The sequence below is a fragment of the Pseudophaeobacter sp. TrK17 genome (assembly GCF_042192375.1).
In the GTDB taxonomy this organism is placed as follows: Bacteria; Pseudomonadota; Alphaproteobacteria; order Rhodobacterales; family Rhodobacteraceae; genus Pseudophaeobacter.
Window position 1 is genome coordinate 89615 of record NZ_CP071702.1, and the last position, 22590, is coordinate 112204.

General features: G+C 57.9%; 21 protein-coding genes, 1 pseudogene and 1 riboswitch. Of the genes and pseudogenes, 9 read left to right on the forward strand and 13 right to left on the reverse strand.

Annotated elements, in window-relative coordinates:
• Nucleotides 1-147 precede the first annotated feature (147 nt).
• Both JZI28_RS22060 and JZI28_RS22065 read right to left on the reverse strand, forming a co-directional pair.
• Nucleotides 148-1005, reverse strand: coding sequence for an alpha/beta fold hydrolase (locus tag JZI28_RS22060; RefSeq protein WP_009807812.1), 858 nt, complete (start codon nt 1003-1005; stop codon nt 148-150).
• Nucleotides 1002-1403, reverse strand: coding sequence for a hypothetical protein (locus JZI28_RS22065; RefSeq protein WP_009807813.1), 402 nt, complete (start codon nt 1401-1403; stop codon nt 1002-1004). The genes JZI28_RS22060 and JZI28_RS22065 overlap by 4 nt, the downstream gene beginning before the upstream one ends.
• A gap of 245 nt (nt 1404-1648) precedes the next feature.
• Here JZI28_RS22065 and JZI28_RS22070 point away from each other — a divergent pair, with 245 nt between their 5' ends.
• Both JZI28_RS22070 and JZI28_RS22075 read left to right on the forward strand, forming a co-directional pair.
• Complete coding sequence (locus JZI28_RS22070; protein ID WP_009807814.1) at nt 1649-2524, forward strand: dioxygenase; 876 nt, start codon at nt 1649-1651, stop codon at nt 2522-2524.
• Nucleotides 2525-2620: 96 nt separating this feature from the next.
• Nucleotides 2621-3520 carry a LysR substrate-binding domain-containing protein gene (locus JZI28_RS22075; protein WP_375700272.1) on the forward strand — a complete coding sequence of 300 codons (900 nt, stop codon included), beginning with the start codon at nt 2621-2623 and terminating at the stop codon, nt 3518-3520.
• Nucleotides 3521-3638: 118 nt separating this feature from the next.
• Here the strand turns inward: JZI28_RS22075 and benD are convergent, their stop codons facing one another.
• The 10 genes from benD to JZI28_RS22125 form a co-directional block, all read right to left on the reverse strand.
• A complete protein-coding gene (benD, locus tag JZI28_RS22080) occupies nt 3639-4418 on the reverse strand; it encodes a benzoate diol dehydrogenase BenD (RefSeq protein ID WP_009807816.1) in 780 nt (259 codons plus the stop codon).
• The gene (gene benC / locus JZI28_RS22085; protein ID WP_009807817.1) at nt 4415-5437 is read right to left on the reverse strand and encodes a benzoate 1,2-dioxygenase electron transfer component BenC; all 1023 of its coding nucleotides are present in this window, start codon (nt 5435-5437) and stop codon (nt 4415-4417) included. Before benC ends, benD begins: the two co-directional genes overlap by 4 nt.
• A 72-nt stretch (nt 5438-5509) precedes the next feature.
• Nucleotides 5510-6037 (reverse strand): benzoate 1,2-dioxygenase small subunit, encoded by a 528-nt coding sequence (benB, locus tag JZI28_RS22090; RefSeq protein ID WP_009807818.1) that lies wholly within the window; start codon nt 6035-6037, stop codon nt 5510-5512.
• 12 nt (nt 6038-6049) lie between these two features.
• Nucleotides 6050-7438, reverse strand: a complete 1389-nt coding sequence (gene benA / locus JZI28_RS22095; RefSeq protein ID WP_009807819.1) for a benzoate 1,2-dioxygenase large subunit — start codon at nt 7436-7438, stop codon at nt 6050-6052.
• 71 nt (nt 7439-7509) lie between these two features.
• A complete protein-coding gene (locus tag JZI28_RS22100; RefSeq protein WP_302621663.1) occupies nt 7510-8658 on the reverse strand; it encodes a muconate/chloromuconate family cycloisomerase in 1149 nt (382 codons plus the stop codon).
• A 190-nt stretch (nt 8659-8848) separates the two neighbouring features.
• On the reverse strand, nt 8849-9814 hold the full coding sequence (gene bhcD, locus JZI28_RS22105; RefSeq protein WP_009807821.1) for an iminosuccinate reductase BhcD: 966 nt from the start codon (nt 9812-9814) through the stop codon (nt 8849-8851).
• A 115-nt stretch (nt 9815-9929) separates the two neighbouring features.
• Nucleotides 9930-11096, reverse strand: coding sequence for a 3-hydroxy-D-aspartate aldolase BhcC (gene bhcC, locus JZI28_RS22110; protein WP_009807822.1), 1167 nt, complete (start codon nt 11094-11096; stop codon nt 9930-9932).
• Between the two features lie 14 nt (nt 11097-11110).
• Nucleotides 11111-12040: a beta-hydroxyaspartate dehydratase BhcB gene (bhcB, locus tag JZI28_RS22115; RefSeq protein WP_375700273.1), complete on the reverse strand. Its 930-nt coding sequence runs from the start codon at nt 12038-12040 to the stop codon at nt 11111-11113.
• Nucleotides 12040-13323, reverse strand: a complete 1284-nt coding sequence (locus JZI28_RS22120) for a D-amino acid dehydrogenase (RefSeq protein ID WP_009807824.1) — start codon at nt 13321-13323, stop codon at nt 12040-12042. The genes bhcB and JZI28_RS22120 overlap by 1 nt, the downstream gene beginning before the upstream one ends.
• Nucleotides 13324-13423: 100 nt before the next feature.
• Nucleotides 13424-13509, reverse strand: a riboswitch (glycine riboswitch).
• A 49-nt stretch (nt 13510-13558) separates the two neighbouring features.
• Nucleotides 13559-14047: a MarR family winged helix-turn-helix transcriptional regulator gene (locus tag JZI28_RS22125; protein ID WP_009807825.1), complete on the reverse strand. Its 489-nt coding sequence runs from the start codon at nt 14045-14047 to the stop codon at nt 13559-13561.
• A 146-nt stretch (nt 14048-14193) separates the two neighbouring features.
• Here JZI28_RS22125 and JZI28_RS22130 point away from each other — a divergent pair, with 146 nt between their 5' ends.
• The 4 genes from JZI28_RS22130 (at nt 14194) to JZI28_RS22145 (ending at nt 18307) form a co-directional block, all read left to right on the forward strand.
• Nucleotides 14194-15384, forward strand: a complete 1191-nt coding sequence (locus tag JZI28_RS22130; protein WP_009807826.1) for a M20 family metallopeptidase — start codon at nt 14194-14196, stop codon at nt 15382-15384.
• Between the two features lie 28 nt (nt 15385-15412).
• Nucleotides 15413-16450 (forward strand): TRAP transporter substrate-binding protein, encoded by a 1038-nt coding sequence (locus tag JZI28_RS22135; protein WP_009807827.1) that lies wholly within the window; start codon nt 15413-15415, stop codon nt 16448-16450.
• A gap of 67 nt (nt 16451-16517) precedes the next feature.
• Nucleotides 16518-17018, forward strand: a complete 501-nt coding sequence (locus JZI28_RS22140) for a TRAP transporter small permease (protein WP_375700274.1) — start codon at nt 16518-16520, stop codon at nt 17016-17018.
• Complete coding sequence (locus JZI28_RS22145; RefSeq protein ID WP_009807829.1) at nt 17015-18307, forward strand: TRAP transporter large permease; 1293 nt, start codon at nt 17015-17017, stop codon at nt 18305-18307. Before JZI28_RS22140 ends, JZI28_RS22145 begins: the two co-directional genes overlap by 4 nt.
• A gap of 326 nt (nt 18308-18633) precedes the next feature.
• Here the strand turns inward: JZI28_RS22145 and JZI28_RS22150 are convergent.
• Nucleotides 18634-19158, reverse strand: a pseudogene (locus tag JZI28_RS22150) (glutathione S-transferase C-terminal domain-containing protein); the annotation flags it as partial.
• Between the two features lie 171 nt (nt 19159-19329).
• Here JZI28_RS22150 and JZI28_RS22155 point away from each other — a divergent pair.
• From JZI28_RS22155 to istB, 3 genes are all read left to right on the forward strand, one after another.
• Complete coding sequence (locus JZI28_RS22155; protein ID WP_349387462.1) at nt 19330-20127, forward strand: NYN domain-containing protein; 798 nt, start codon at nt 19330-19332, stop codon at nt 20125-20127.
• Nucleotides 20128-20241: 114 nt separating this feature from the next.
• Complete coding sequence (istA, locus tag JZI28_RS22160) at nt 20242-21771, forward strand: IS21 family transposase (protein ID WP_375700275.1); 1530 nt, start codon at nt 20242-20244, stop codon at nt 21769-21771.
• Complete coding sequence (gene istB, locus JZI28_RS22165; protein ID WP_375700276.1) at nt 21761-22552, forward strand: IS21-like element helper ATPase IstB; 792 nt, start codon at nt 21761-21763, stop codon at nt 22550-22552. Before istA ends, istB begins: the two co-directional genes overlap by 11 nt.
• The last annotated feature ends 38 nt before the right edge of the window (nt 22553-22590 follow it).

Sequence of the window (22590 nt, forward strand, 5' to 3'; positions counted from 1 at the left end):
GCGCGGTGGTCGAGGCTTCGGCAGCCTGGCGCTCTTCATCCGTGAAGAACATCCAGACGACATCGGCCTTATTGTGTCTCTTGCATCCAGGGCATGGGTTGTTCGCGTTCTTGCACATGGCTCCTCCTCCCGTGCAGGGTTGATCGGTCAGGCAGCCTCCGCCGCCCGCTTCGGCATTTTTTCCAGGGCTTCGACAAAAAACGGGCGGAACCCTTCGGGATGTTCGCTCATCGGGAAATGGCCCAGTTCATCCATGACGGACAAAGTGGCACCCGGAATTGCCTTGGCCGTGCGCTCGGCGTCTTCCGGCGTACAGGTCAGGTCGTACGCGCCGACGATGATGTGTACGGGCGTCTGTGCCGTATCGATGGTCGGCAAGCGCGGGATCAGGCTGTCGTCCTTGGTGTAAAAGCTCAGATCGCCCCGGAAGACACCGGGTCCGCTCTGCATGAACATCCACAGCGTGTTCCAGCGCTCGGAAGCGGGCGCATAGGGCGAGATATTCGCGGAAACGAGTGCCGCGCCCATTTCGCCGCCGTGAGCGTCAGGGCGATGGAACCAGTCAATGTCATACCAGGCGGGCTGGAAATCCGACGCCTCGATCGCGATGAAACCACTGAATTTCTCAGGATGCAGCGCCGCGAGCTGTAGGGCGATGCGCCCACCCATCGAACAGCCCGCCAGCACGGGACGGTCCAGACCCAACCCGTCGATCACAGCCAGAATCGTCTCGATGTAGGCTTCGGTCGTCAGCAGGTATTCCTGGGTTTCGAAACCTTCGGGCGGCAGCGACTTGCCGTGCCATGGCATGTCGAACGCGATCAGACGGTTCGACGTCGTGATCTCGGCATCGTTCATCAGGTGACGCCACTGGCGGGTATCCGCGCCCGCAGTATGCAGGCAGATGACGGGACGGCCTTGTCCCGCCTCTTCGAAATAGATGCGACGGGGGGCCCCTTCGATCATGACGGTGACATAGCGGCCAGTGATGGGTTCGATGCTCATGCTGCCACCTCCTCTTTCGCGCGGGCAAGGCCCAAGACTTCCTTGAAGAAACGCAGGTTTTTCACGAGGCTCAGGATGTCGCCGTCGATCCGGCCACGGCCGATCTTCACCAGGCCAAATATGTCGTGGAAACCGGGTTCGGGACGCGCCTGCCAGAACTTGTCCAACGCTTCTGCATCTGTCCGCAACGCAAAGCGCCAAGGCGTTTTGCGGCTGGGACCTTCGACGACGGACACGATGTGACCTTTCTCGAAGGTCAGGTAGTATTCGTTCCCGTCGATCTCGATCAGAACCGTTTCGGAAAACAACCGGCCAAGGCGCTGCAAATGCGGCGTTGCCTCAAGGCGCGTTTGAATTTGCTTGAAGGTATTGATCACCTTGGTCTCCCATGCGTTCATAAGCTATCCCATAGCTGCCACGATCAGCCGCGCCGGTGCCATGCCATAGAGGGTATGGCTCAATACTCTACGTTGCTGACCGCAGGGTTTTTGTAATCGCGCAACGAGCAGCTCACTGGCGGTATCACCCGATACCGCAGCGGGCATTGGGTAAGCACGGGATTCGGTGAAGTCTGTTTTTGCGACGAGGGGCATTGACGCACCTCGCTACCGGACATTCAGACTGCCAGGAGGAGGAAATACCCATGGGCATCGTCAACCAAGACAACATCACCGACGTCGTGATCGACAGCCTCGGCAAGCATGGCGACATCACTGACCGCGAGCGTGAGATCGCAACCGGCCTGATCAAGCACATGCACGCCTTCGTGAAGGACGTGAAACTGCAGCACGACGAGTTTCTTGCCGCCTGCGATTACCTTGCCCGCGCCGGCAAGCTTTGCGACGACAACCGCCAGGAATTCATCCTTCTGGGCGATATTCTCGGCATCGAGGTTCTGGTCGACATGATGACCAACCCGGTCGAAGGTGGCGAAAGCGAGTCCACCGTGCTCGGCCCATTCTACCGTGAGAACCCGCCGGTCCTGCCCAAAGGTGCGTCGACCATCCAGAAGCACTTCGACAATGAGGAAACCGCTTATTTCGAAGGCTACATCAAGGATGAGAACGGCAACGGCATCGCAGGCGTGACGCTCGATGTCTGGGAAGATGCGCCAAACGGCATCTACGAAAACCTCGACCCGGATCAGCCAGAATACAACCTGCGGGGCCGTTTCGAGACCGACGAGAACGGCCACTACGCCTTTGTTGCAGTCCGCCCGGTCCCCTATCCGATCCCGGATGATGAAACTGCTGGCGAGCTGCTGCGCTTCATGGGTCACCACCCGAACCGCCCCGGCCACATGCACTTCATTATTTCCAAAGACGGTTACCGCCCGCTGATCAGCCAGATCTATGATGCAGACAGCGCGTGGCTGGACGAAGACAGCGTGTTCGCCGTCAAAGAAAGCCTGATCGGCAAGTTCAAGCCTGCCGACAAGGACCTGGGCACCGACCTGCATTTCGAATTCGACTTCGTGCTCAAGGAAGGCGTCTCCGAGCAGGCCGTCGCCGCCGAATAATCCCCGATGCCTCCCTGAAGACTGGCCCCCACTATGTGGGGGCCTTTTTTCGTTTCGAGGTTTGGCGTAACCTAAGATATTGGGAGGGCAGTAAAAATGAATTTCAAACAGCTGACCTATTTTATAGCGGTCGCCGAAGAACTGCATTTCGGGCGCGCCGCCGAGCGCCTCGATATGGCGCAACCGCCACTCAGCCGACAGATCAAGCAGCTCGAGGACGAACTGGAGGCAATTCTCTTCAATAGGGGGCGCAGCGCGATCACTCTGACACAGGCCGGCGAACGCCTCCTCAAGCGGGGAAAGGCAATCGTGGCGCAGTTGGAGGATACACGGCTCGAAGTGCGGCGGCTGGGCCAGGGAGCGGAAGGCCGCCTTCGGATCGGCTTCGTCGGATCGGCGACATTCGGAATTCTGCCAAACATCATCCGGTCATACCGCGCGAATTACCCGGAGATGAATCTCAGCCTTACTCCGATGAACAACGCGCAACTCTACAGGGCGCTCGTCTCTCGTGAAATAGACGTGGCTTTTGCACGCCCGACGCTCAAGGACCCCGAGTTCCTTTCAAAACATCTCGTCGAGGAAAAACTGATCCTCGCTTTGCCAGATATCGTTGACACGGGTAACCGCACGGTCGCGAAACTCGAACGCCTCATGACCCATAATGTGATCCTCTATCCAGAACGCCCCCGTCCGAGCTATGCGGATATGGTGATCAAAGCTGTTGAAGATGCGGGCTTCAAGGCACCGATGCGCCTGTGGTGCATGGATCTTCAAACCGCCTTGAGCCTCGTCGCGGTCGGAGAAGGGGTATGCATCGTTCCGGAGTCCGTCTCCAACGCGCCGCGCAAAGGTATGAAGTTCCTCAACATCGAGCCGGAGATCGCGCGCACCGAGCTATCGGTCAATTACCGTGTCGATGAACAGGGTGTACACGTGAAGAATTTCGTCAACATCGCACAGAAAGTGGCGCGAAAGAGCCCTGTGAAGAAATAGCCTCCGGTCGGACGGATCAGAAACCTGCAAATACCATCTGGCGAGGGTCAATTAGATCCGCGCCAGCCCCAAAAGCAGAAGTTGCAGGTCGTTGCATCTTTTCCAGACAGTTCCGGATCTAGCCGAGATCCCCTCCGCCAACAGGAACAGTGACGCCCGTGATGTAAGACGCATCTTCCGACGCCAGAAACAGGATTGGCCCAACCTGCTCGTCAAGCGTGCCGTAGCGCTTCATCAAAGAGGACTGGATGGTCTGGTCGACGATGGTCTGGTACCAATCCTCACGCTGTTCCTCCTCCGCATTCGGATTGCGCGGAACGACGCGCGGAGGCGCTTCGGTGCCGCCAGGCGCTGTCGCAACAACGCGGATCCCGCGTTCGGCCACTTCCCAGGCAAGACTTGCCGTGATCGCGTTGACCCCGCCCTTTGCCGCAGCATAAGGGACGCGGTTCAAACCGCGCGTGGCGATCGACGAAACGTTGACGATCACACCGCTTGCGCATGGCAACATATGCTCGATCGCGGCGCGGCAGCAGAACAGCGTTGGAAAAAGCGACCGACGTACTTCGGCTTCGATCTGTTTCGGCTCGTAGTGCTCATATGGCTTGGCCCAGATCGTGCCGCCAACGTTGTTCACCAGAATGTCGATCCGGCCCCACAGGTCCACAGCCTTTTGCATGGCTTTTTCGCACCCAGCCCATGTTTCCAGATTGACCGAGATCGCCTCGGCCGTGCCGCCCGCGTCTCGGATCGCGGTGACCACGTCCTTGCGGGCGGGCGAACGGTCTACGATCAGCACGCTGGCACCTTCACTGGCTGCGCGTTCTGCAACGCGGCGACCGATGCCTTGCGCGGCACCGGTTACGACCATGACCTTGTCTTCGAAACGACGTGTCATGCGGCTTCCTCAGCGGCCTCGGTCGGGTTGAACTTCTCATAGAAGAAGTTGGCGGGCGCTACGCCAAGTTCGTCGAAATGCGTGCGCACTGCGTCGACCATCGGAGGCGGGCCACACAGATAGACGTCACAATCGCCGTCATTCAAATCCTCGGCCGTCACGTGATCGGTGACGAAGCCCTTGCGCTCGTGGGCGTCTTCCTCGGCCGCAAGGATTGTTATCACAGTGACATTGCCGATCTTTTCAGCAAGCGCGTTGACGCGGTCAAGTTCCACAAGATCAGCGGCGCGGGTCACGGCATAGTAGAGGACAATGGGTTGGTCAGAGCCCTGCTCCGCCACCTGTTCCAACATCGACAGAAATGGCGCCAGTCCCGTTCCGCCCGCGAGCCACAGTTGTGCGCGTTCGATCGGGCGCAGGTAGAAAGCACCCATGGGGCCGGTTGCCGTCAATGCATCACCCGCTTTGACCTGCCCGCCGAGGTAGCTGCTCATCACACCACCCGGCAGGTTGCGGATCAGGAAGGTCGCTTCGTCGGCACCCGGCGCAGACGAGAAAGAGTAAGACCGATGCTTATCCGTTCCCGGAACCGTCAGGTTCACGTATTGGCCCGGCAAAAAGCCGATGGGTTTGGACAACTTCACCCGAAGGCCGAAAGAGGTCTCGGAGAGTTGGTCCACACCTTGCACTTCAGCTTCGACAGCTTCCGGCGCGGTTTTGCAGATTGCAGACGAGGCCGGGACGCGCACGACGCAATCGCTTTCAGGCGTCATCTGGCACGTGAGCGCATAGCCCTCTTCGGCTTCCTCGTCGCTCATGGATTCGTCCATGTAGAATTCCAGCTCGTACTCGCCTTTCTCGACAAAGCACTTGCAGGTACCGCAGACGCCGTCGCGGCAATCCATCGGCAGATTGATTTTCTGACGGAAGGCCGCATCGGTCACCTTCTCATCGTCATCGCACTGGATGATGCGCGTCACACCATCTTCAAAATTCAGGGCAATGTTGTAGGTCGTCATGGCGTGCTCCTCCCTTTGCCGCGCACCCCTGAACGGGTGCGCGGGGATTTGATCTGTTCCGGATTGCCGGGATCAGGTGTGATAAACGTCGATCACGTGGTGGATGTGATCGTTTTTCAGGACCACCTTCTTGTCGGTGATCAGTGGCTTGGGACCGCTGGTGTCGATCGTGTAGAACGACGTGCCCCAGTGCTGGTCGGTCTTGCCATAGCGATAGCTCAGCGTCTGCCAGTTGAAACGTAGCTTGATTTCACTGCCTTCCCGGCTCAGCACCTCGATGCCCGACAGGTAGTGGTTGGTGCGCGGCTCCGGCAGAGAGGTCGCCGACGACCGGTCTGTCTTGATCCGGAAAACACGGTCCTCAATCCCCTGCTTGTTGGGGTAATACATGAGAGACATTTCGTTCTGCGGGTCTTCCGTCAGCGTGTCGTAGTCATCCCACGCCGGCATCCAGAACGGGCAGTCCTTGTGATAGAAGGTCAGCCAGGTGTCCCATTCGCGATCGTCCAAAGCACGGGCCTCTGCGAAGAGAAAAGCCTGTATTTCGTCATAGCTCATGGCCGTGGCGGCGTCATTGCGTTCAAGTGTTGCGGTATTCATGTCGTTTCCTCTTCATTCAGCCGCGACAGCCGCGCCGGGTGCTGTTTCGCGTTCCTTGGCGATGGCTTCGCCCATGCGCTCGGACCAGTTGCTGTGCTGGATGACGAAGAGACCTTCGTCCTCGGTGCGGGCACCGGACATGACCGGGTTGATGCCCAGGGCCTTGGCGTCTTCATCCGGGCCTTCGATCCATTGGGTTGCGCCACGGGTCAGGTCATTCCACTTTGCATGGGATGCCCCGGCATAGCCGCGCTGCGTGGCCCGGAATTCCTCTGTGTCGTCAGGTGTCGCCATGCCGGAGGCATTGAAGAAATCCTCGTATTGGCGGATGCGGCGGGTGCGCGCTTCCTGGCTCTCGCCCTTGGGGGCGATGCAGTAGATGGTGACCTCGGTTTCGTTGACGCTGATCGGACGGAAGACGCGGATCTGCGAACTGAACTGGTCCATCAGGAACACATTCGGATAAAGGCAGAGGTTGCGCAGCACGCCAACCATCCAGTCAGCCTTGGTCTTGCCGAACTTCTCGGTCCATTCCTCGAGCCGCGGATAGCCGGGCCGATTGGTCGGGTCCGCCCATTCGGTCCAAAGCAGGATGTGGCCGTTCTCATAGGCGTGGAACCCGCCGCGCTGCTTGGCCCATTTCGAGGCGTCGGTCGCCTTGATGTTGTCTTCCTTGCCATCATCCGTGCGGTGCGCGGTGGTGGCAACATAGTTCCAGTGCACGGCCGAGACGTGGTAGCCGTCCGCACCGTTTTCGGCCTGCAGCTTCCAGTTGCCGTCATAGGTATACGTTGACGATCCGCGCAGCACTTCCAGACCCTCATCGGCCTGATCAACCATGATGTCGATCATCTTGCGGGCTTCGCCAAGGTACTCTTCCAGCGGCTTCACATCCGCATTCAGCGACCCGAACAGGAAACCGCGATAGCTTTCGAACCGAGCGACCTTGGTCAGGTCATGGCTGCCATCCTTGTTGAACTGCTCAGGATAGCCCGCGCCCTTCGGATCCTTGACTTTCAGGAGCTTGCCGGTGTTCGAGAAGGTCCAGCCGTGGAACGGGCAGGTGAAGGTCTTCTGGTTGCGGCGCTTGAAGCGGCAGAGCTGCGCGCCCCGGTGTGAACAGGCATTGACCAGCGCGTGCAGTTCGCCGTCCTTGTCGCGGGTGATAACGACGGGCGTGCGACCCATGGTCAGCGTGAAATAGTCGCCCGGCTCCGGGATCTGGCTCTCATGGGCCATGTACATCCAGTTGCCTTCGAAGATGTGCTTGATCTCAAGCTCGAACAGCTCTTCGTCGGTGAAGATGTCCCTACGGCAACGGAAAATGCCGTTCTCCGGGTCGTCCTGGATCGCGCCATCAAGGCGCGCCTCGAATTCATCGAGATTCGATTGAGTAAACATGTGTGGTCCTCCTCCTGGCTGCCGTGACGCCTTTGGTGCGTTGTGGCTGGGTTTGATATCGTGTCGCTCGGTTACTGTCCGGCGACGGCCTTAATGGTCCGCCCGCCGTCACGGCGGAAGAAATCGATTTTGTCGGGGTCGAGCGTTGCGCCGATACCTGTTCCTTTGGGGATATCGACGCAGAAATCGCAGTAAATAATCGGCTCAGCGAGAATATCTTCTGTCAGCAGAAGCGGGCCGAACAACTCCGTTCCCCAAGCCAGATCTTCGACCGTTGAGAACAGCTGGAGCGCTGCGGCGGTGCTCAATCCGGTTTCCAGCATCGTACCGCCGTAAAGGCCAAGACCCGCCGACTGCCCGATCGCGATAACCTCGGATGCGCGCTTGAGTCCACCGGACTGTCCAATCTTGACAGCGAAGACATCGGCGGCATGTGCCGCTGCCACTTCGAGAGCATCCTCCGGGCCATTCAGCGCCTCGTCCGCCATGACGGCGATCTCGTAGCCACTGGTGAGTTCGGCCATTGCCTTGCGATAACGCGCGGGAACGGGTTGTTCGACAAGCTCGCATCCGGCGTCCTGCAGACCCTTCAGCCCCCAGCGTGCATCCTGCAGCGACCAGGCGGTGTTGATGTCGACGCGCACGCTCGCGGCATCCCCCACGGCTTCCTTGATCCGCGCCACGTGAGCCACATCGTCACGAACCGACCGTTTACCAATCTTCAGCTTGAAGATGTTGTGGCGGCGCGTTTCGATCATCTCCTGGGCTTCGGCGATGTCTGTGTCGGAGTTGCCCGACGCCAGTGTCCACGCGACCGGTAGCTTGTCATGTACAGCACCGCCAAAAAGCTGCGACACCGGGACATTCAGGCGTTTGCCCAATCCGTCCCAAAGCGCGATTTCGACCGCCGTCTTTGCGATGCGGTTGCCCTTGACGATCTTGTCGACAAGCTGGATCGCGCCATTCACATCGTCAGCGCCGCGACCGATCAGAGCCGGAGCGATATAGGTATCAATTGCGGACTGGATGCTTTCGGGGCTTTCCGCACCATAGCTCAACCCGCCGATCGTTGTCCCTTCGCCGATACCTTCGGACCCGTCCGAAAACTTGATCTTGACCAGAACCGCGGTCTGCGTCCGCATTGTGGCCATTGAGAGTACGTGCCCTCGGATGGTCGGGATATCGAGGATCAGGGTCTCGATCTGGTCGATCTTGGTCACTGGGTTCACCACATCTGCAAAGTTTCGTTGAGATGCAGATTGCCCGCCCAAGCTGGATTCTGTCGATGATGGGTGGGGTCTTGGGTGATACCCTGGGATGACAGAACCTAAGTTCGGTCGGCAATCATCAGGCGCCGCAACGCGCGACGCCTGAAGAAATCTCGGTTTTTTCTGGGGGTGGCAACCGGCGTTAGAAATCCACCTCAATCGCAACGCCTTTTTCCACCGCGAGATCTACGACAGCCGACGCAACCGCGAGGTCCTGAAGGCCGACACCAGTTCCGTCAAAAAGCGTGATCTGATCGTCCGATATGCGGCCCGGGTTTGTCCCGTTAATCACCGCGCCGATCTGATGAATGTCACTCTGTTCGATCAACCCTTCCGCCACCGCGTGCTGGGCCTCGCCGATTGAGATCGATTGCGCCACTTCGTCGGTGAAAACCGTAGCGCGGGCCAACAGTGCGGCCTCGACCTCCTGCTTGCCTTTGGTGTCCGTGCCCATGCAGGCGACGTGCGTACCAGGGCCGACGTGTTCCGCCATCAACGACGGCGCAAAGGCGCTGGTGATCGAGATGATCACATCAGCCTCGACCATGCCGGGAAGGTCCACTGCTTCGAAAGGCAAGACAGCCTCGCGGGCCACTTTCTCGATATTGGGCAGCATCTCCGGGTGGTAATTCCAGCCTATGACCTTTTCGAACGAGCGCTGTTCGAGTGCCGCGCGCAGTTGAAAGGTCGCCTGATGGCCCGCACCAATCATTCCGATGACCGTCGCATTTTCACGGGCCAGATGCTTGATCGAGACTGAAGAGGCAGCTGCGGTCCGCAAGGCCGTAAGCAGGTTGCCGCCCACCATCGCCGAGGGCTTTCCGGTATCCGGGTCGAACAGGAACACCGTGGACTGGTGATTGATCAGACCGCGCTTTTCCAGATTGTTTGGCCAATACCCTCCAGCCTTCAGCCCGAGTGTCAGGCCAGCTTTGTCAAAACCACCCTTGAAGCCATAAAGCGCGTCTTCGTGACCGATCGCTTCGCGGACCACGGAGAAATTGTAGGCATCGCCAGAGGCCATTGCGGCAAAGACACTTTCAACGGCCTCAAAGGCGGCCGCACGTGTCATCAAATCAGCGATTTCCTGTTCAGGTATGATCAGCATTTCAATCTCCTATTTGTCTTGATCCGCCCGTACGCTGTCGCAGAGAGGATCGCGTTGCGCACGGGCGGAGGGCCAGCGGGGAGAGGGCTGGCCCGACCTGCCCCAGCGGGCAGGTTCAGTACGCCCGCCCCCGCGCGGACACAGGCCAGACGGTTTCGACTTTGCCGTTGCGCACGCCGACATACCAATCATGCACGTTGGCCGTCGGATCACAGTGGCCGGGCACAAGCTTCAGCTTTTCATTGACCTTCAACACGCCCTTGGGGTCGGCGATCACGCCGTGCTCGTCCGAGCATTTCACGTACTCAACATCATCGCGCCCGTAGATGAACGGCAGTCCGCTGTCGACGGATTGTGCTTTGAGACCCGCGTCACAAATCGCCTTGTCCGCCTTGGCGTGGCTCATCACGCTGGTTAGGATGAAGAAGGCATTTTCCCATTCACCGGCATCGATCCGTTTTCCGTCCTGGTCAAGGATGCGGCCATAGTCTGCGTCCATGAATGCATAAGAGCCGCACTGGAGTTCATTGTAGAGACCCGAATTCGACTCGAAATAGTAGGAACCTGTCCCGCCGCCCGACACGAGATCGGTCTCGATCCCCTCGTCTTTCAGCGCGTTCACGGCATCCTGAACCTGCCTAATAGCCGTGTCGATCTTGGCCTTGCGGTCGTCAAAGCTGTCCATGTGCTGCATCGCGCCCTGATAGGCCTGGATGCCGCGATAGGTCAGATTGTCGGCCGCGACGACGGCCTTGGCGATCTCGACAACCGCCGGTGTTGTCGTGACGCCACAGCGCCCTGCCCCGCAGTCGATCTCGATGAAGACGCCCAGCTCTGTCCCGGCATTTTTCGCCGCCGACGAAAGGTCGGCAACACTGGCCACATCGTCGACGCAGACAATAACTTCGCCGCCGCTGAACTTCGGCAGTTGGACAAGTCGGGCGATCTTACCCGGATCGCGAACCTGGTTGGAGACCAGTATTTCCTTGATGCCCGCGCGTGCGAAAACTTCCGCCTCGGAAACCTTCTGACAGCAGACGCCAATCGCGCCGCCAATTTCCATCTGCAGCTTCAGCACATCGACCGACTTGTGCATCTTGCCATGTGCGCGGTGCCGCATGCCATGCGCCTTGGCATAGTCACCCATTTTCTTGATGTTACGTTCAAGCGCGTCCAGATCAAGGACCAACGCAGGTGTCTGGATATCGGCCGCATCCATGCCGGGCTTGGCGGGAATATCGAAACCAACTTCGTAGGCGTCGAAATCAATAGAATCTTTCATGGGAAGTCTCCTTGTCAGCCCAATGCCCAGGGCAATTTGTCCAGATCGACGTTGCCGCCGGTGATGATGATGCCAACCCGCTTGCCCTCGAACGCGTCGGGGTTCTTGAGAATGGTCGCGAGCGGGACGGCAGATGACGGCTCCATCACGATCCGCAAATGCTTCCAAATTAGCTTCATCGCATCGATGATTTCTTGTTCGGACGCCGTGTAGATCTCGGAGACGTGGTTTGACACGAAATGCCAGGTCAGTTCCTTGAGCGGCACCAGCAGGCCATCGGCGATGATGTGTCCCGCCTTGAAGCTGCGGTAGGCATCGTCGGCCTGCTCTGGCTCGGCCGCGATCACCTTGGTTTGCGGGGCCAGGGTTGAGAGTGTCAAGCATGTGCCCGAGATCATGCCGCCGCCGCCAATTGGCGCCACGACCATGTCGAGACCGTCAGTCTGCTCCATGAACTCCTTTGAACAGGTGCCCTGTCCCGCAATCACGCGGGGATCATTATACGGGTGGACGAAATCGCCGCCTGTCTTCGCTTGAACTTCGGCAAAAGTCGCCTCGCGTGATGTGGTCGATGGTTTGCATTCCGTGATCTTGCCACCATAGCGGCGCACCGTATCCTTCTTGGCCTGTGGTGCGGTGCGCGGCATCACCACGTTGCAGGGAATGCCGCGCAGCATTGCCGCATAAGACAGGCAGGACGCATGGTTGCCCGAAGAATGGGTCGCAACGCCCTTTTCGGCCTGCGCGTCATCCAGCCCGAAGACCGCATTGGTGGCCCCGCGTACTTTGAACGCACCGGGTTCCTGGAAGTTCTCGCACTTGAAGAAGAGTTGGCAACCCGCCAGGTCACTCAGATAGTCGGATGTCCGCACCGGCGTGCGGCGGATATGCGGCGCGATCCGGACATGCGCAGCGAGCATATCGTCGTAGGTTGGGATGTACATCATACGGCTCCCTGAGATGCTAGAGTGGTGGGCGTTCTCGCCGACGTTGTCTTTGAGCAGTTGACTGTATTGGACGCGGCGACGGTCTCGGCCACCATCTCCGCGGTGACGGCGGACAGGGTCCAACCCAAGTGGCCATGTCCGGTGTTGTAGAACACACGGTCACGCGCGCCCTGCCCTACCCTGGGCATCATATTCGGCATCATCGGGCGCAGGCCCGCCCACGGGATCGCGTGCTCGGTGCTCACATCGGGAAAAAACCGTTCGCACCACTTCACCAGTGGGCGAATGCGGTCATCGCGGATGTCCATGTTATATCCATTGAACTCCGCCGTGCCCGCGATCCTGAAACGATCTTTACCTAAGCGGCTGGTGACCACCTTGGCTTCATCGTCCAGCAAGCTGATCCATGGTGCGGCGCTCTGGCTTTCTTCGTCATCAAGCCGCACGGTGATCGAGTATCCCTTGACCGGATAAACGTTCACCCGGTCGCCGACCTGCGCCGCGATGGCGCGGCTTTCTACGCCCGCACAGACAACAATGCCGTCAAAGGTCTCGGTCTGGCTTTCGTTGTTCCGGCTCCAGGTGAGGCGCACCTCTTTCTTGTCCACGGCAAGCGCCTCGACATCAGTCCCGAACCGCAGCACCGCGCCACCCTTCTCGATGGATTTGGCGAGGCCCGTTGTGTAGCGGTGAATGTCGCCGGTAAAGTCGCTTTCGGTGTAATAGCCGCCGTAAAACTCTCCACTGAGCGCGGGTTCGATCTGCCGAACTTCTTCGGGGGCAACCGCGCGGCGGTCCAGCCCGCCCTCGGCCAACAGCGTGTTGACCTCGGTCGCGTGATCGAATTCCGATTTGTCGGTATAAATGTGCAAGATACCACGGTTCTCGCAGTCAAACTCGAATCCGTGGCGCTCGGCTTTGTCGCGCAACAGGCCACGTGCAGCAATGGCCATGCGGGTCGTCTCGACCGTGTTGGCGCGGTATTGCGGGATCGAGGCCACGAACTCGGCCATCCAGCTGTACTTGTGCCAACTGGGCTTTGGGTTAACCAGCAGCGGTGCCCCGCGGCTCAGCATCCATTTCATGCCCTTAAAGACTGTCGACCAGCGGGTCCAGGTCTCGGCATTCGATGCCGAGAGCTGGCCTCCGTTGGCGAAAGACGTTTGCATCGCCGCATAGCGGTTACGATCAAACAAGGTGACGTCATAGCCCCGGTCCATCAGGCTGGACGCAGTTGTAACGCCGGTGATCCCGGCGCCGATTACAGCAATTCTGGTCATGGTATCCTCCCGCGACCCAGGTTTCGTCCTGCCGGATGGCAGGTCCAATCCCCTCTGTCGCAGGTCACGGGCTTTGTCCCGAAACGCACTTCAGATCGCCGCGCTGATCACAGTCCTTTTGCCTGAGAGGTTCCGGGGGGTTGCTCCTTCGGCGCCGACTGGGTCGGCCTCTCCTGTGACAGCTTGGTAGGCTGAAATACCACTAGATCGCAGGTATTCTCATGTCAAGACTATTTTAGCGTGAGCCTTTATTGGTCTCTTGAGTCAACGCGGATTGATAGTCTTCCGAGGTCACCCATGCGCCCAGACGTGCGAGAATCTCATTGAAAGCCCGCAACTCTTGTGCGGACAGTGGATCCGTCAGGATTACCTCTAATCGATCTGACAAGCGTCGGGCTACTTGCCGAACCTTTTTCCCCTTCGACGTTGTAGAGAGCAGGAATACGCGTGCGTCTTCGGTAGAGTTTTCGCGCTCAATCAATCCAGAAGCGATCAAATTTTGAATGATGCGTGAGGTCAAACTTCTATCAAAACCCGTTATTTTTGAGATTTTCGCGAATGTAGTGCCGGGTGTGTCGTCAATCAGTCGCAAGACACGCAGATCGCGAATTCGACATCCCGTCTCGCTCAGGAAAATCTCATCATTAGCTTGGATCGCCTCCTGCGCAACGATGTTCAGCCGGTAAGTCAGGCGTTCATTTTTGAATGTCTTGTCGCTCTGCACGATTCACTGCCCCTGTCTTTGATACCGGAAAGGTATCATCTCTTACCCTGCTTTCCACACAAAATAGTCTTAACAAGAAACTATCTTGCATGACAAGTATCGCCGTGCAACATTCTTATCTTGCGACTAACCGGAGGTCTAAGAAGATGTTCACCACCTGGTACGAGACACAAAGCAGAACATCGCAGAACTGGTTGCAGACCCTGCACCGCCATCCAGAGACCGGCTTCGAAGTCGCGCGTACAGCTGCCTTTGTAGCTGATCGTTTGAGCGAATTAGGTTACACGGTTGTGACGGGCATCGCCGGTACCGGGGTCGTTGGTACACTGCATGGTCAGGACGCGTCACCAGAGTCACCCGGTCGCTGTATTGCATTCCGCGCTGAGCTTGACGGGCTGCCGATGCAGGAAAAGGCCAAGGTAGACTACGCCTCCGAAGACCCCAGCCGATTTCATGGCTGTGGGCATGACGGACACATGGTCACCGCGCTGACGGCCGCCGCCTACCTCGCAGAGCATCGGCAATTCGACGGGACGGTCCGCTTCATCTTTCAGCCTGCCGAGGAACTCTTGACCGGTGCCCGCGCCATGATCGCTGACGGCCTCTTCGATCGTTTCCCCTGCGATGAAATCTACGCGCTTCACAATTCACCTGACTTGCCTGCCGGTCAGGTAGGCATTCCTACTACGGCAGCTCTGTCTTCGGCGGACAATATCGACGTTACGATCCGTGCCAACGGAGCGCATGGATCCATGCCACACACCGGCGAAGATGCGATCCTCGCAGCGGCACAACTGATCACATCCGTCCAGCAGGCCACGACCCGTCTGGTGGATGCGCGGGAAGCAGGCGTGATCTCCTTTGGTCTGTTTCAAGGCGGCACTGCGCGGAACATTCTACCAGAGGCTGTCCGGCTGGAAGGCACGATGCGCACGACGTCCTCAACGGTGCGTGACCGCCTCGCCGATCTGCTTCAGGACGCTGTACGCGCGACCGAGCTGCTGTTTGGCGTTCTCATTGAGATCGACGTCGAAAAGGTGGCACCCGTCACGTTGAACGACCCCACATGCGTATCCGCTGCCGTCTCATCCGCAACTCGCGTTGTGGGGGTGGAGCGTGTCGTCGAAAACGCACGCAACTTGATGGCCTCCGAGGATTTCTCCGAACTCTCGTCGATCGTCCCCGGAGCGTATTTCTTCATCGGCCAAGGCGGCTACGCCCCGCACCACCCCGAATTCGTCTTTGACCCGGACATCATCCCGGTCGGAGCCGCTATCTTTGCCGATCTGGCAAAGCTCCGCACGAGCAAGACGCTCAACTCTCACAAACTGACCTGAATCAGATATCATCCTAGGGAGGATCCAGATGATCAACTTCACCACAAAAATGCTCAAGGGCGCGGTCGCCGCAACAGCCCTCGTGTCCGCCACGGCTCAGATCGCCAGTGCCGAGGTTCTGACCATGTCGTCCTGGGTGCCGCCGACCCATTTCGTCCACACCGATTTCCTGGTGCCTTTCACCGAGAAAGTGGCCGAAGTCACCGAAGGCCGTGTGACCGTTACAATCCTGCCCGCTCCGCTGGCCAGCCCGCCCCAGCACTGGGAACTCGCCCGCAACGGTGTCGCGGACATCACCTGGGGCAACTTCACATATGAGCCCGAGCGCTTTGTGTCGATGTGGTTTGCCGAATTCCCCAATGCAGGCACCAATGCCGAGGCTCAAAGCCGTGCCCTTTGGCAAACCTACGAGACTTACCTTGCCGACAACGCAGCCTTTGACGGTGTCAAAATGCTTGGCGTCGGCATGTTCGGTGGTGGTCAACTGCATCATGGGTCCGAGACTGTGACCTCGCCTGAGGACGTGGCCAACGTAAAGTTCCGCATGGGTGGGCCGATTCAGGAAAAACTGCTGACGTCGCTTGGTGCGGTTCCTGTCGCAGCACCGGCGACGAAGGCCTATGAAATGCTGGAAAGCGGTGTCATCGACGGCTCCCTGCACACCATGGAATCCGTGGTGAACTTCCGCCTCGAGGACAGCCTGAAGCACCACACGATTTTCCCGAACGGTTTCTACGACGCGACCTTCTTTGTCATCATGAATGGCGCCAAGTGGGACGGCCTTTCAGACGAAGACAAGGCCGCCATCGAAGGCATCATCGGTGAAGAGCTTTCGGCGGCATGGGGCAAAAACTTCGACCTGCAGAACCCTGCCGCAACCGAGAAACTGGGCGCAGCTGGTCATGACATCGTGGAGGCCTCGCCGGAGCTGATCGCTGCGGTGGATACGATCTACGACACAATGGTCGCCGACTGGGTGGAAGCCGCGAAAGCCGCCGGTGTCGCGGATCCGCAGGCGATGCTGACGTTCTACAACGACACCTACAAGTCGCTCGCTGGCGAATGAGCCGAGTGTGAAGCACTAGCGGAGGCCGGGAAAACGGCCTCCGATTTTTTAGGGAGGAGACAAGATCATGCAGTCCATGGCATGGAAAATTCGCCGGGGGGTCGAAACGGTCATGGCACTGTTCCTTCTGGCAATGGTCGCACTGACCTTCGCCGACGTGATCGGACGCCGCATTGTGGGCAAGCCGATCTACGGGGCAAACGACATCACCGAGCACCTGATGGCGCTGGTCGTATTTGCCGGGCTGCCTTTGGTAACAGCCGCTGGTGCGCATCTCACCATCGACCTTCTCGACAAGCTTGTAAGCAAGCCCTGGATGGCGTGGTGGCGCGTGCTGATCTCGATACTTGTGACCGTGGTACTTGCTGTCATCGCATGGCTCTTCGTGAAGCACGGTTTGAACGCCTCCCGCATTTTCGAAGTGAGCCAGGCTTTGCGCGTTCCCCGGGGGCCACTTTATTTCTTCATGGCCGCAAGCTGCGCCCTGTCCGCCTTGGCCGCACTGGCCGTCGCATTCACCGGCCCGATGGTCGACCCCGAAGACACCCATGAGGAGGAAGCGCTATGATTGTCGGCTCCATCGCTATGATTTCGGCCATACTTTTGGCCTTCCTGCGGGTTCCACTCGCCTTTTCTCTTCTGGCGGTTTCGGTCGCGGGGATCGGTTTTGCAATCAACTGGAATATCGCGTTTCAACTCCTTCCACTGACGATCTCGGACGCAGTCTTGTCATATGACCTCGCCGTGGTGCCCATGTTCATCCTGATGGGCAACGTGATCTCAAAAACCGGGATCGCGCACGACCTCTTCCGTGCCGCCTATGCCTTCGTTGGCCATGTGCGTGGCGGGCTGTCGCTGTCGACGATGGTCGCCTGTTCCGGCTTTTCCGCTGTCTGCGGGTCCAGTTATGCCACGGCCGCAACCATGGCCAAGGTCGCCTACCCCAGCATGAAAAAGTACAACTATTCGGACGAACTCGCGGCAGGCACGATCGCTGCAGGCGGTACATTGGGAATTCTGATCCCGCCATCGATCATCATGGTGGTCTACGGCATCCTGACCCAGACAAATATCGGAGATCTGTTCATTGCTGGGGTCATTCCCGGGCTCCTCGGCCTTGCGCTTTACATGATTGCCATTCGCGTGGTCGCCGCGCGCAATCCCGAACATGCACCGCAAGGCGAACTGACGGCTTGGCCGGACCGGCTGAAGGCACTGTCGGGCATCTGGCCATTCGTCCTGCTATTCGGCCTGATCATCGGAGGCCTCTACGCCAAACTGTTCACACCAACCGAAGCAGCTGGCATGGGTGCAGGCCTGGCCATCCTGATCGCAACCTTTCACGGGCGTCTGACCTGGAAAGTGCTGCGGACGGTTATCATCGACACGGCCTACACATCGGTATCGCTCTACACGGTCCTCTTCGGCGCGTTGATGCTCTCCAAGCTTCTGACCCTGTCCGGACTTGCGGCAGGTGTTCTTGCCCTGGTGCAATCTACAGGTCTCGAAGGCTATGCGCTGATTTTCGCGATCATGCTGGTGTTCCTGGTTCTGGGCTGCGTGATGGACTCCATGGCGATCATCCTGATCTTTGTGCCGCTCTTCGCGCCGATCGTCGTGTCGCAGGGGTTCGACCTGGTTTGGTTCGGAATCATCGTGATCGTGGTCACTGAAATCGCGCTCGTCACACCGCCGGTCGGCATGAACGTGTTTGTCTTGAAGGCTGTGCTGCCTGATGTACCGGTCGTTCGCATCTTCAAGGGGCTCGTTCCGTTCATCGCGGTCGATGTCGTGCGGTTGGCGCTGCTGGTGGCGTTTCCTGCAATCACTCTTTGGCTGGGTACAACGGTTGGTTAGCGGGACACGCAAGTCAGGCGGCAGATGAACCCGATTCATTCCCTGCCGCCTGTACGCTTTGTTTCCAACACCTTTGAAGCACCCGTCGTCGTCTCGAAACACATTCTACTTGAAGGCACATCATGGTTTCTAAAGAGCCAAAGCTACCGAATGCCGATGAAGGGCTAGCTCAGACCAAAGTTGACGAAAAGTCGACCTTACTTGCCCGAGTTTGCAAGAGGTTCTGGCGTTACACAGAAAAGACCAGACAGATGGCCATAAAACCATTCAAAGGAATCTTATGAATGGTGGGGCGATCGCTCAAATTCGAACTCTTGTTGACGCCCTCACCCAAGAAGCGTCGCAATATGCGCCGGCGCTTTTGACACCACGCCCAAAGGATTGAGAGCCTTGATCGAGTAATAACCGTGCAGAATGCGGTCCATGTCCACGGTTTCACGTACGCCAGGGATCTGTGCAATAAGCGCGAGATAGGCCCAGAGACGCGGGTAATCCCGGATTTCGCGGCGGTTGGTCTTGAAGAGACCGTGATAGACTGCATCGAACCGGATGAGTGTTACAAAGGCCCGGATGTCCGTCTCCGTCAGCGTGTCGCCGAATAGGAAGTCACCGGTCAGCAACTCCTCGAGTTCGTCCAGCATCGCGAAGATGCCATCCATCGCTTCGTCATAGGCCGCCTGCGTCGTTGCAAATCCGGCCTTGTAGACCCCGTTGTTGAGCAGGTTGTAGAGACGCGGGTTGAGTGCATCGATCTCTGCCGCGTACGCTTTGGGATACAGGCGGATCTCGGAAGGCACGAGGTGCTCGAAAGCTGTGTCCAGCATGCGCAGGATATCCGCGCTTTCGTTGTTGGGGTCGACTCCGGCTGAGTGCAGAATAGGGCGTTAAGGCAGTTTTGTGATTTTGTTGGCTATTCCTGTAGGGTTGTTCCCTGCAGGAATCTGATTTCGTCAAACCAATTATGGGCATAGACATTACTTGAAAGTGTCTGCGAGATGGCACTTTAGATTTTGAGGATTGTGATGACGAACGAACAGAGCCAGTCACTCGCGCTATTGATCGATGGTGACAACGCGTCCCCCAAGATTGTTGAAGGGCTGCTTGAAGAAATAGCGAACTACGGCGCTGCGAGCGTGAAGCGAATCTATGGTGATTGGACCAAACCGAACCTCAATGGTTGGAAGGACTGTTTGCTTGAGCACTCTATTCAGCCCGTTCAGCAGTTTGCCTACACCACCGGCAAGAATGCAACTGACGGAGCAATGATCATTGATGCGATGGACCTCCTCTACACCCGTCGGTTTTCAGGATTTTGCATCGTCTCCAGCGACAGCGACTTCGCTCGCCTGGCCACCCGTATCCGAGAACAGGGTGTAACGGTTTATGGTTTTGGCGAACGTAAAACACCTCGGCCGTTCATTACCGCTTGCGATAAGTTTGTCTATTTTGACATCCTGAACACGCCAGAAATCGAACAACACGAGGATGGCGAGAATCTTGACAGGGGAAGTCTCTCCGCGCTCAAAACACCTGCTGCAAAGGTCGATCAGAAGAAAGCCGTGCTTGATGCAGCCACACTCGACATGCTTGTCAAAGCTATTGATGCAACTATCGAAGACGACGGGAAGGCAAATCTTGCAAGGGTTGGTGCACATCTCGCCAAACAAGCTCCCGACTTCGATGCGCGCAACTTCGGATTTCGGCGGCTGACTGATTTGGTGGACGCCTCAGGTGTTGCTGAAGTCGAGCGTGTCGGGGAAAATCCGACCATTGTTCGAGTACGCCTCACCAGCAAGTCAAAGTCAGTTCGCAAGGCTTAGATGTTGAATGTCACTGAGAACTGACCCGGTAGCCCCATAAATTGTCACTGAGAATTGACCCATGTGAACACATTGCCCTGACGATTTTGTTCAGGGAGATTTGGAGTGATCGACATGGGATTTTTGAGTGTCATTCGACGCTGGGCATTGCGTGATAAAATGCCGATACGAGAGATTGCGCGGCGCACTGGGCTGTCTCGTAACACCATCCGGAAATATCTGCGTGAAGGCGCCGCCGAAGCGACGTTCAAGACGCCATCGCGGCCAAGCAAATTGGATCCTTACGCGGATCGGCTGTCTGCATGGCTTTTGGCACAGACGCGTAAGTCGCGTAAAGAGCGCCGGACCGTGAAGCTAATGCATGAGGACTTGGTCAAGCTCGGGTACGATGGATCTTATGAGCGTGTTGCGGCTTTTGCCCGCGCGTGGCGCGCTGATCGGCACCGGGTGGAACAAACGACAGGGCGCGGTACGTTTGTGCCGTTGGTGTTCCAGCCAGGCGAGGCGTTCCAGTTCGATTGGAGCGAAGACTGGGCCACGATTGGTGGCGAACGCGTCAAACTGCAAGTTGCGCACACCAAGCTGTCGCATAGCCGCGCGTTCATTGTCCGTGCCTACCCTTTGCAAACGCATGAGATGTTGTTCGACGCGCACTGGCATGCCTTCCGAGTGTTTGGCGGCGTTCCGGGGCGTGGGGTCTATGACAATATGAAGACGGCCGTGGATCGTGTTGGCCGTGGCAAGCAGCGCGATGTCAACGCACGCTTCCAATCCATGGCCAGCCATTACGTCTTTGAGACTGAGTTCTGCAATCCAGCAGCGGGCTGGGAGAAAGGTCAGGTCGAGAAGAGCGTCCGCGATGCCCGGAACCGGCTGTGGCAGGTCATGCCTGTCTTCAAGGATCTGGAAGAGCTGAACCAGTGGCTTGAGGATCGTTGCGTTGCGCTCTGGTCAGAGACGGCGCACCGGGAATTACCAGGTTCAATCGCCGATGCCTGGGAAGCGGAGAAGTCTGTGCTGATGGCTCTCCCACCCGCCTTTGACGGGTTTGTTGAACACAGCAAGCGCGTGTCACCAACATGCCTGATCACCTTCGAACGCAACCGCTACAGCGTGCCTGCCAGTTTTGCGAACTGGCCTGTCAGCCTTCGTGTTTACCCAGAACGGTTGGTCATTGTTGCAGAGGGACAAATTGTCTGCACCCATGATCGGATCATAGAACGCTCTCACCGTAAACCTGGCAGGGTCATCTATGACTGGCGCCATTATCTGGCGGTCATCCAACGTAAACCGGGCGCATTACGTAATGGTGCGCCGTTTACAGAGATGCCTGATATCTTCTGTCGGCTACAAAACCACATGCTGCGTAAGCCAGGCGGTGACCGGGAAATGGTCGATATCCTGTCCCTTGTTTTACACCACGACGAAAGCGCCGTTCTGAGAGCCGTCGAACTGGCGCTAGAAGCTGGGGTGCCAACCAAGACGCATATCCTGAACCTGTTGCACAGGCTGATCGATCCCAAGCAGACAGATCATCCGAAGATCGATCCACCAGATGCCCTCGCTTTGGAAACCGCCCCAAAGGCAAATGTGGATCGCTATGATGACCTGAGACAGGCCGGGGAGAAGCGCAATGCGTCATGATCCAGCAGGGGCTTCTATTATCATCATGCTGCGCAGTCTAAAGCTGCACGGCATGGCACATGCGGTCGATGATTTGGTTGCACAAGGTGCGCCCGCGTTTGAGGCAGCCACACCCATGTTGTCTCAACTGCTCAAGGCGGAAATGGCAGAACGTGAGGTGCGTTCAATTGCTTATCATACGAAGGTTGCACGCTTCCCGTCATACAAAGACCTCGCTGGGTTCGATTTTGCATCAAGCGACATCAACGAAGCCACAGTCCGGCAATTACATCGCGGCGAGTTCATAGAGAATGCAGAAAACATCGTTCTGATTGGTGGACCTGGCACCGGCAAAAGCCATGTCGCCACAGCTATCGGCGTGCAGGCGATCGAGCATCATCGACGCAAGGTGCGCTTCTACTCCACCGTCGAATTGGTCAATGCATTGGAGCAGGAAAAGGCTCTTGGAAAGGCTGGGAAATTGGCTGAGATGCTCACAAAGATCGACTTGGTCATCCTTGATGAACTCGGCTATCTGCCGTTCAGCCCGTCCGGCGGCGCACTGCTGTTCCACCTTCTGAGCAAACTCTATGAGCGCACCAGCGTCGTCATCACGACCAACCTCAGCTTCAGTGAGTGGGCGCAGGTCTTCGGTGACGCAAAGATGACAACAGCGCTGCTCGACCGCCTCACACATCGCTGCCACATCTTAGAGACCGGCAACGACAGCTACCGCTTCAAAGCGAGCTCAGAGGCAGCAAAGAAAAACACAAAGGAGACCACCACATTGACCAAAGCATAGCCGCCGATACATAACTAAAAGCGGGTCAAATCTCGGTG

Excerpts from the sequence above, each read along its gene's own strand:
- JZI28_RS22065 (WP_009807813.1), bottom strand. The coding sequence starts at position 1,403 with ATGAACGCATGGGAGACCAAGGTGATCAATACCTTCAAGCAAATTCAA.
- JZI28_RS22135 (WP_009807827.1), top strand. The coding sequence starts at position 15,413 with ATGATCAACTTCACCACAAAAATGCTCAAGGGCGCGGTCGCCGCAACA.
- bhcD (WP_009807821.1), bottom strand. The coding sequence starts at position 9,814 with ATGCTGATCATACCTGAACAGGAAATCGCTGATTTGATGACACGTGCG.
- benC (WP_009807817.1), bottom strand. The coding sequence starts at position 5,437 with ATGACGACCTACAACATTGCCCTGAATTTTGAAGATGGTGTGACGCGC.
- JZI28_RS22155 (WP_349387462.1), top strand. The coding sequence starts at position 19,330 with ATGACGAACGAACAGAGCCAGTCACTCGCGCTATTGATCGATGGTGAC.
- istA (WP_375700275.1), top strand. The coding sequence starts at position 20,242 with ATGGGATTTTTGAGTGTCATTCGACGCTGGGCATTGCGTGATAAAATG.
- bhcC (WP_009807822.1), bottom strand. The coding sequence starts at position 11,096 with ATGAAAGATTCTATTGATTTCGACGCCTACGAAGTTGGTTTCGATATT.
- JZI28_RS22130 (WP_009807826.1), top strand. The coding sequence starts at position 14,194 with ATGTTCACCACCTGGTACGAGACACAAAGCAGAACATCGCAGAACTGG.
- benA (WP_009807819.1), bottom strand. The coding sequence starts at position 7,438 with ATGTTTACTCAATCGAATCTCGATGAATTCGAGGCGCGCCTTGATGGC.
- benB (WP_009807818.1), bottom strand. The coding sequence starts at position 6,037 with ATGAATACCGCAACACTTGAACGCAATGACGCCGCCACGGCCATGAGC.
- JZI28_RS22120 (WP_009807824.1), bottom strand. The coding sequence starts at position 13,323 with ATGACCAGAATTGCTGTAATCGGCGCCGGGATCACCGGCGTTACAACT.
- istB (WP_375700276.1), top strand. The coding sequence starts at position 21,761 with ATGCGTCATGATCCAGCAGGGGCTTCTATTATCATCATGCTGCGCAGT.
- JZI28_RS22145 (WP_009807829.1), top strand. The coding sequence starts at position 17,015 with ATGATTGTCGGCTCCATCGCTATGATTTCGGCCATACTTTTGGCCTTC.
- benD (WP_009807816.1), bottom strand. The coding sequence starts at position 4,418 with ATGACACGTCGTTTCGAAGACAAGGTCATGGTCGTAACCGGTGCCGCG.
- bhcB (WP_375700273.1), bottom strand. The coding sequence starts at position 12,040 with ATGTACATCCCAACCTACGACGATATGCTCGCTGCGCATGTCCGGATC.
- JZI28_RS22075 (WP_375700272.1), top strand. The coding sequence starts at position 2,621 with ATGAATTTCAAACAGCTGACCTATTTTATAGCGGTCGCCGAAGAACTG.
- JZI28_RS22140 (WP_375700274.1), top strand. The coding sequence starts at position 16,518 with ATGCAGTCCATGGCATGGAAAATTCGCCGGGGGGTCGAAACGGTCATG.
- JZI28_RS22060 (WP_009807812.1), bottom strand. The coding sequence starts at position 1,005 with ATGAGCATCGAACCCATCACTGGCCGCTATGTCACCGTCATGATCGAA.
- JZI28_RS22070 (WP_009807814.1), top strand. The coding sequence starts at position 1,649 with ATGGGCATCGTCAACCAAGACAACATCACCGACGTCGTGATCGACAGC.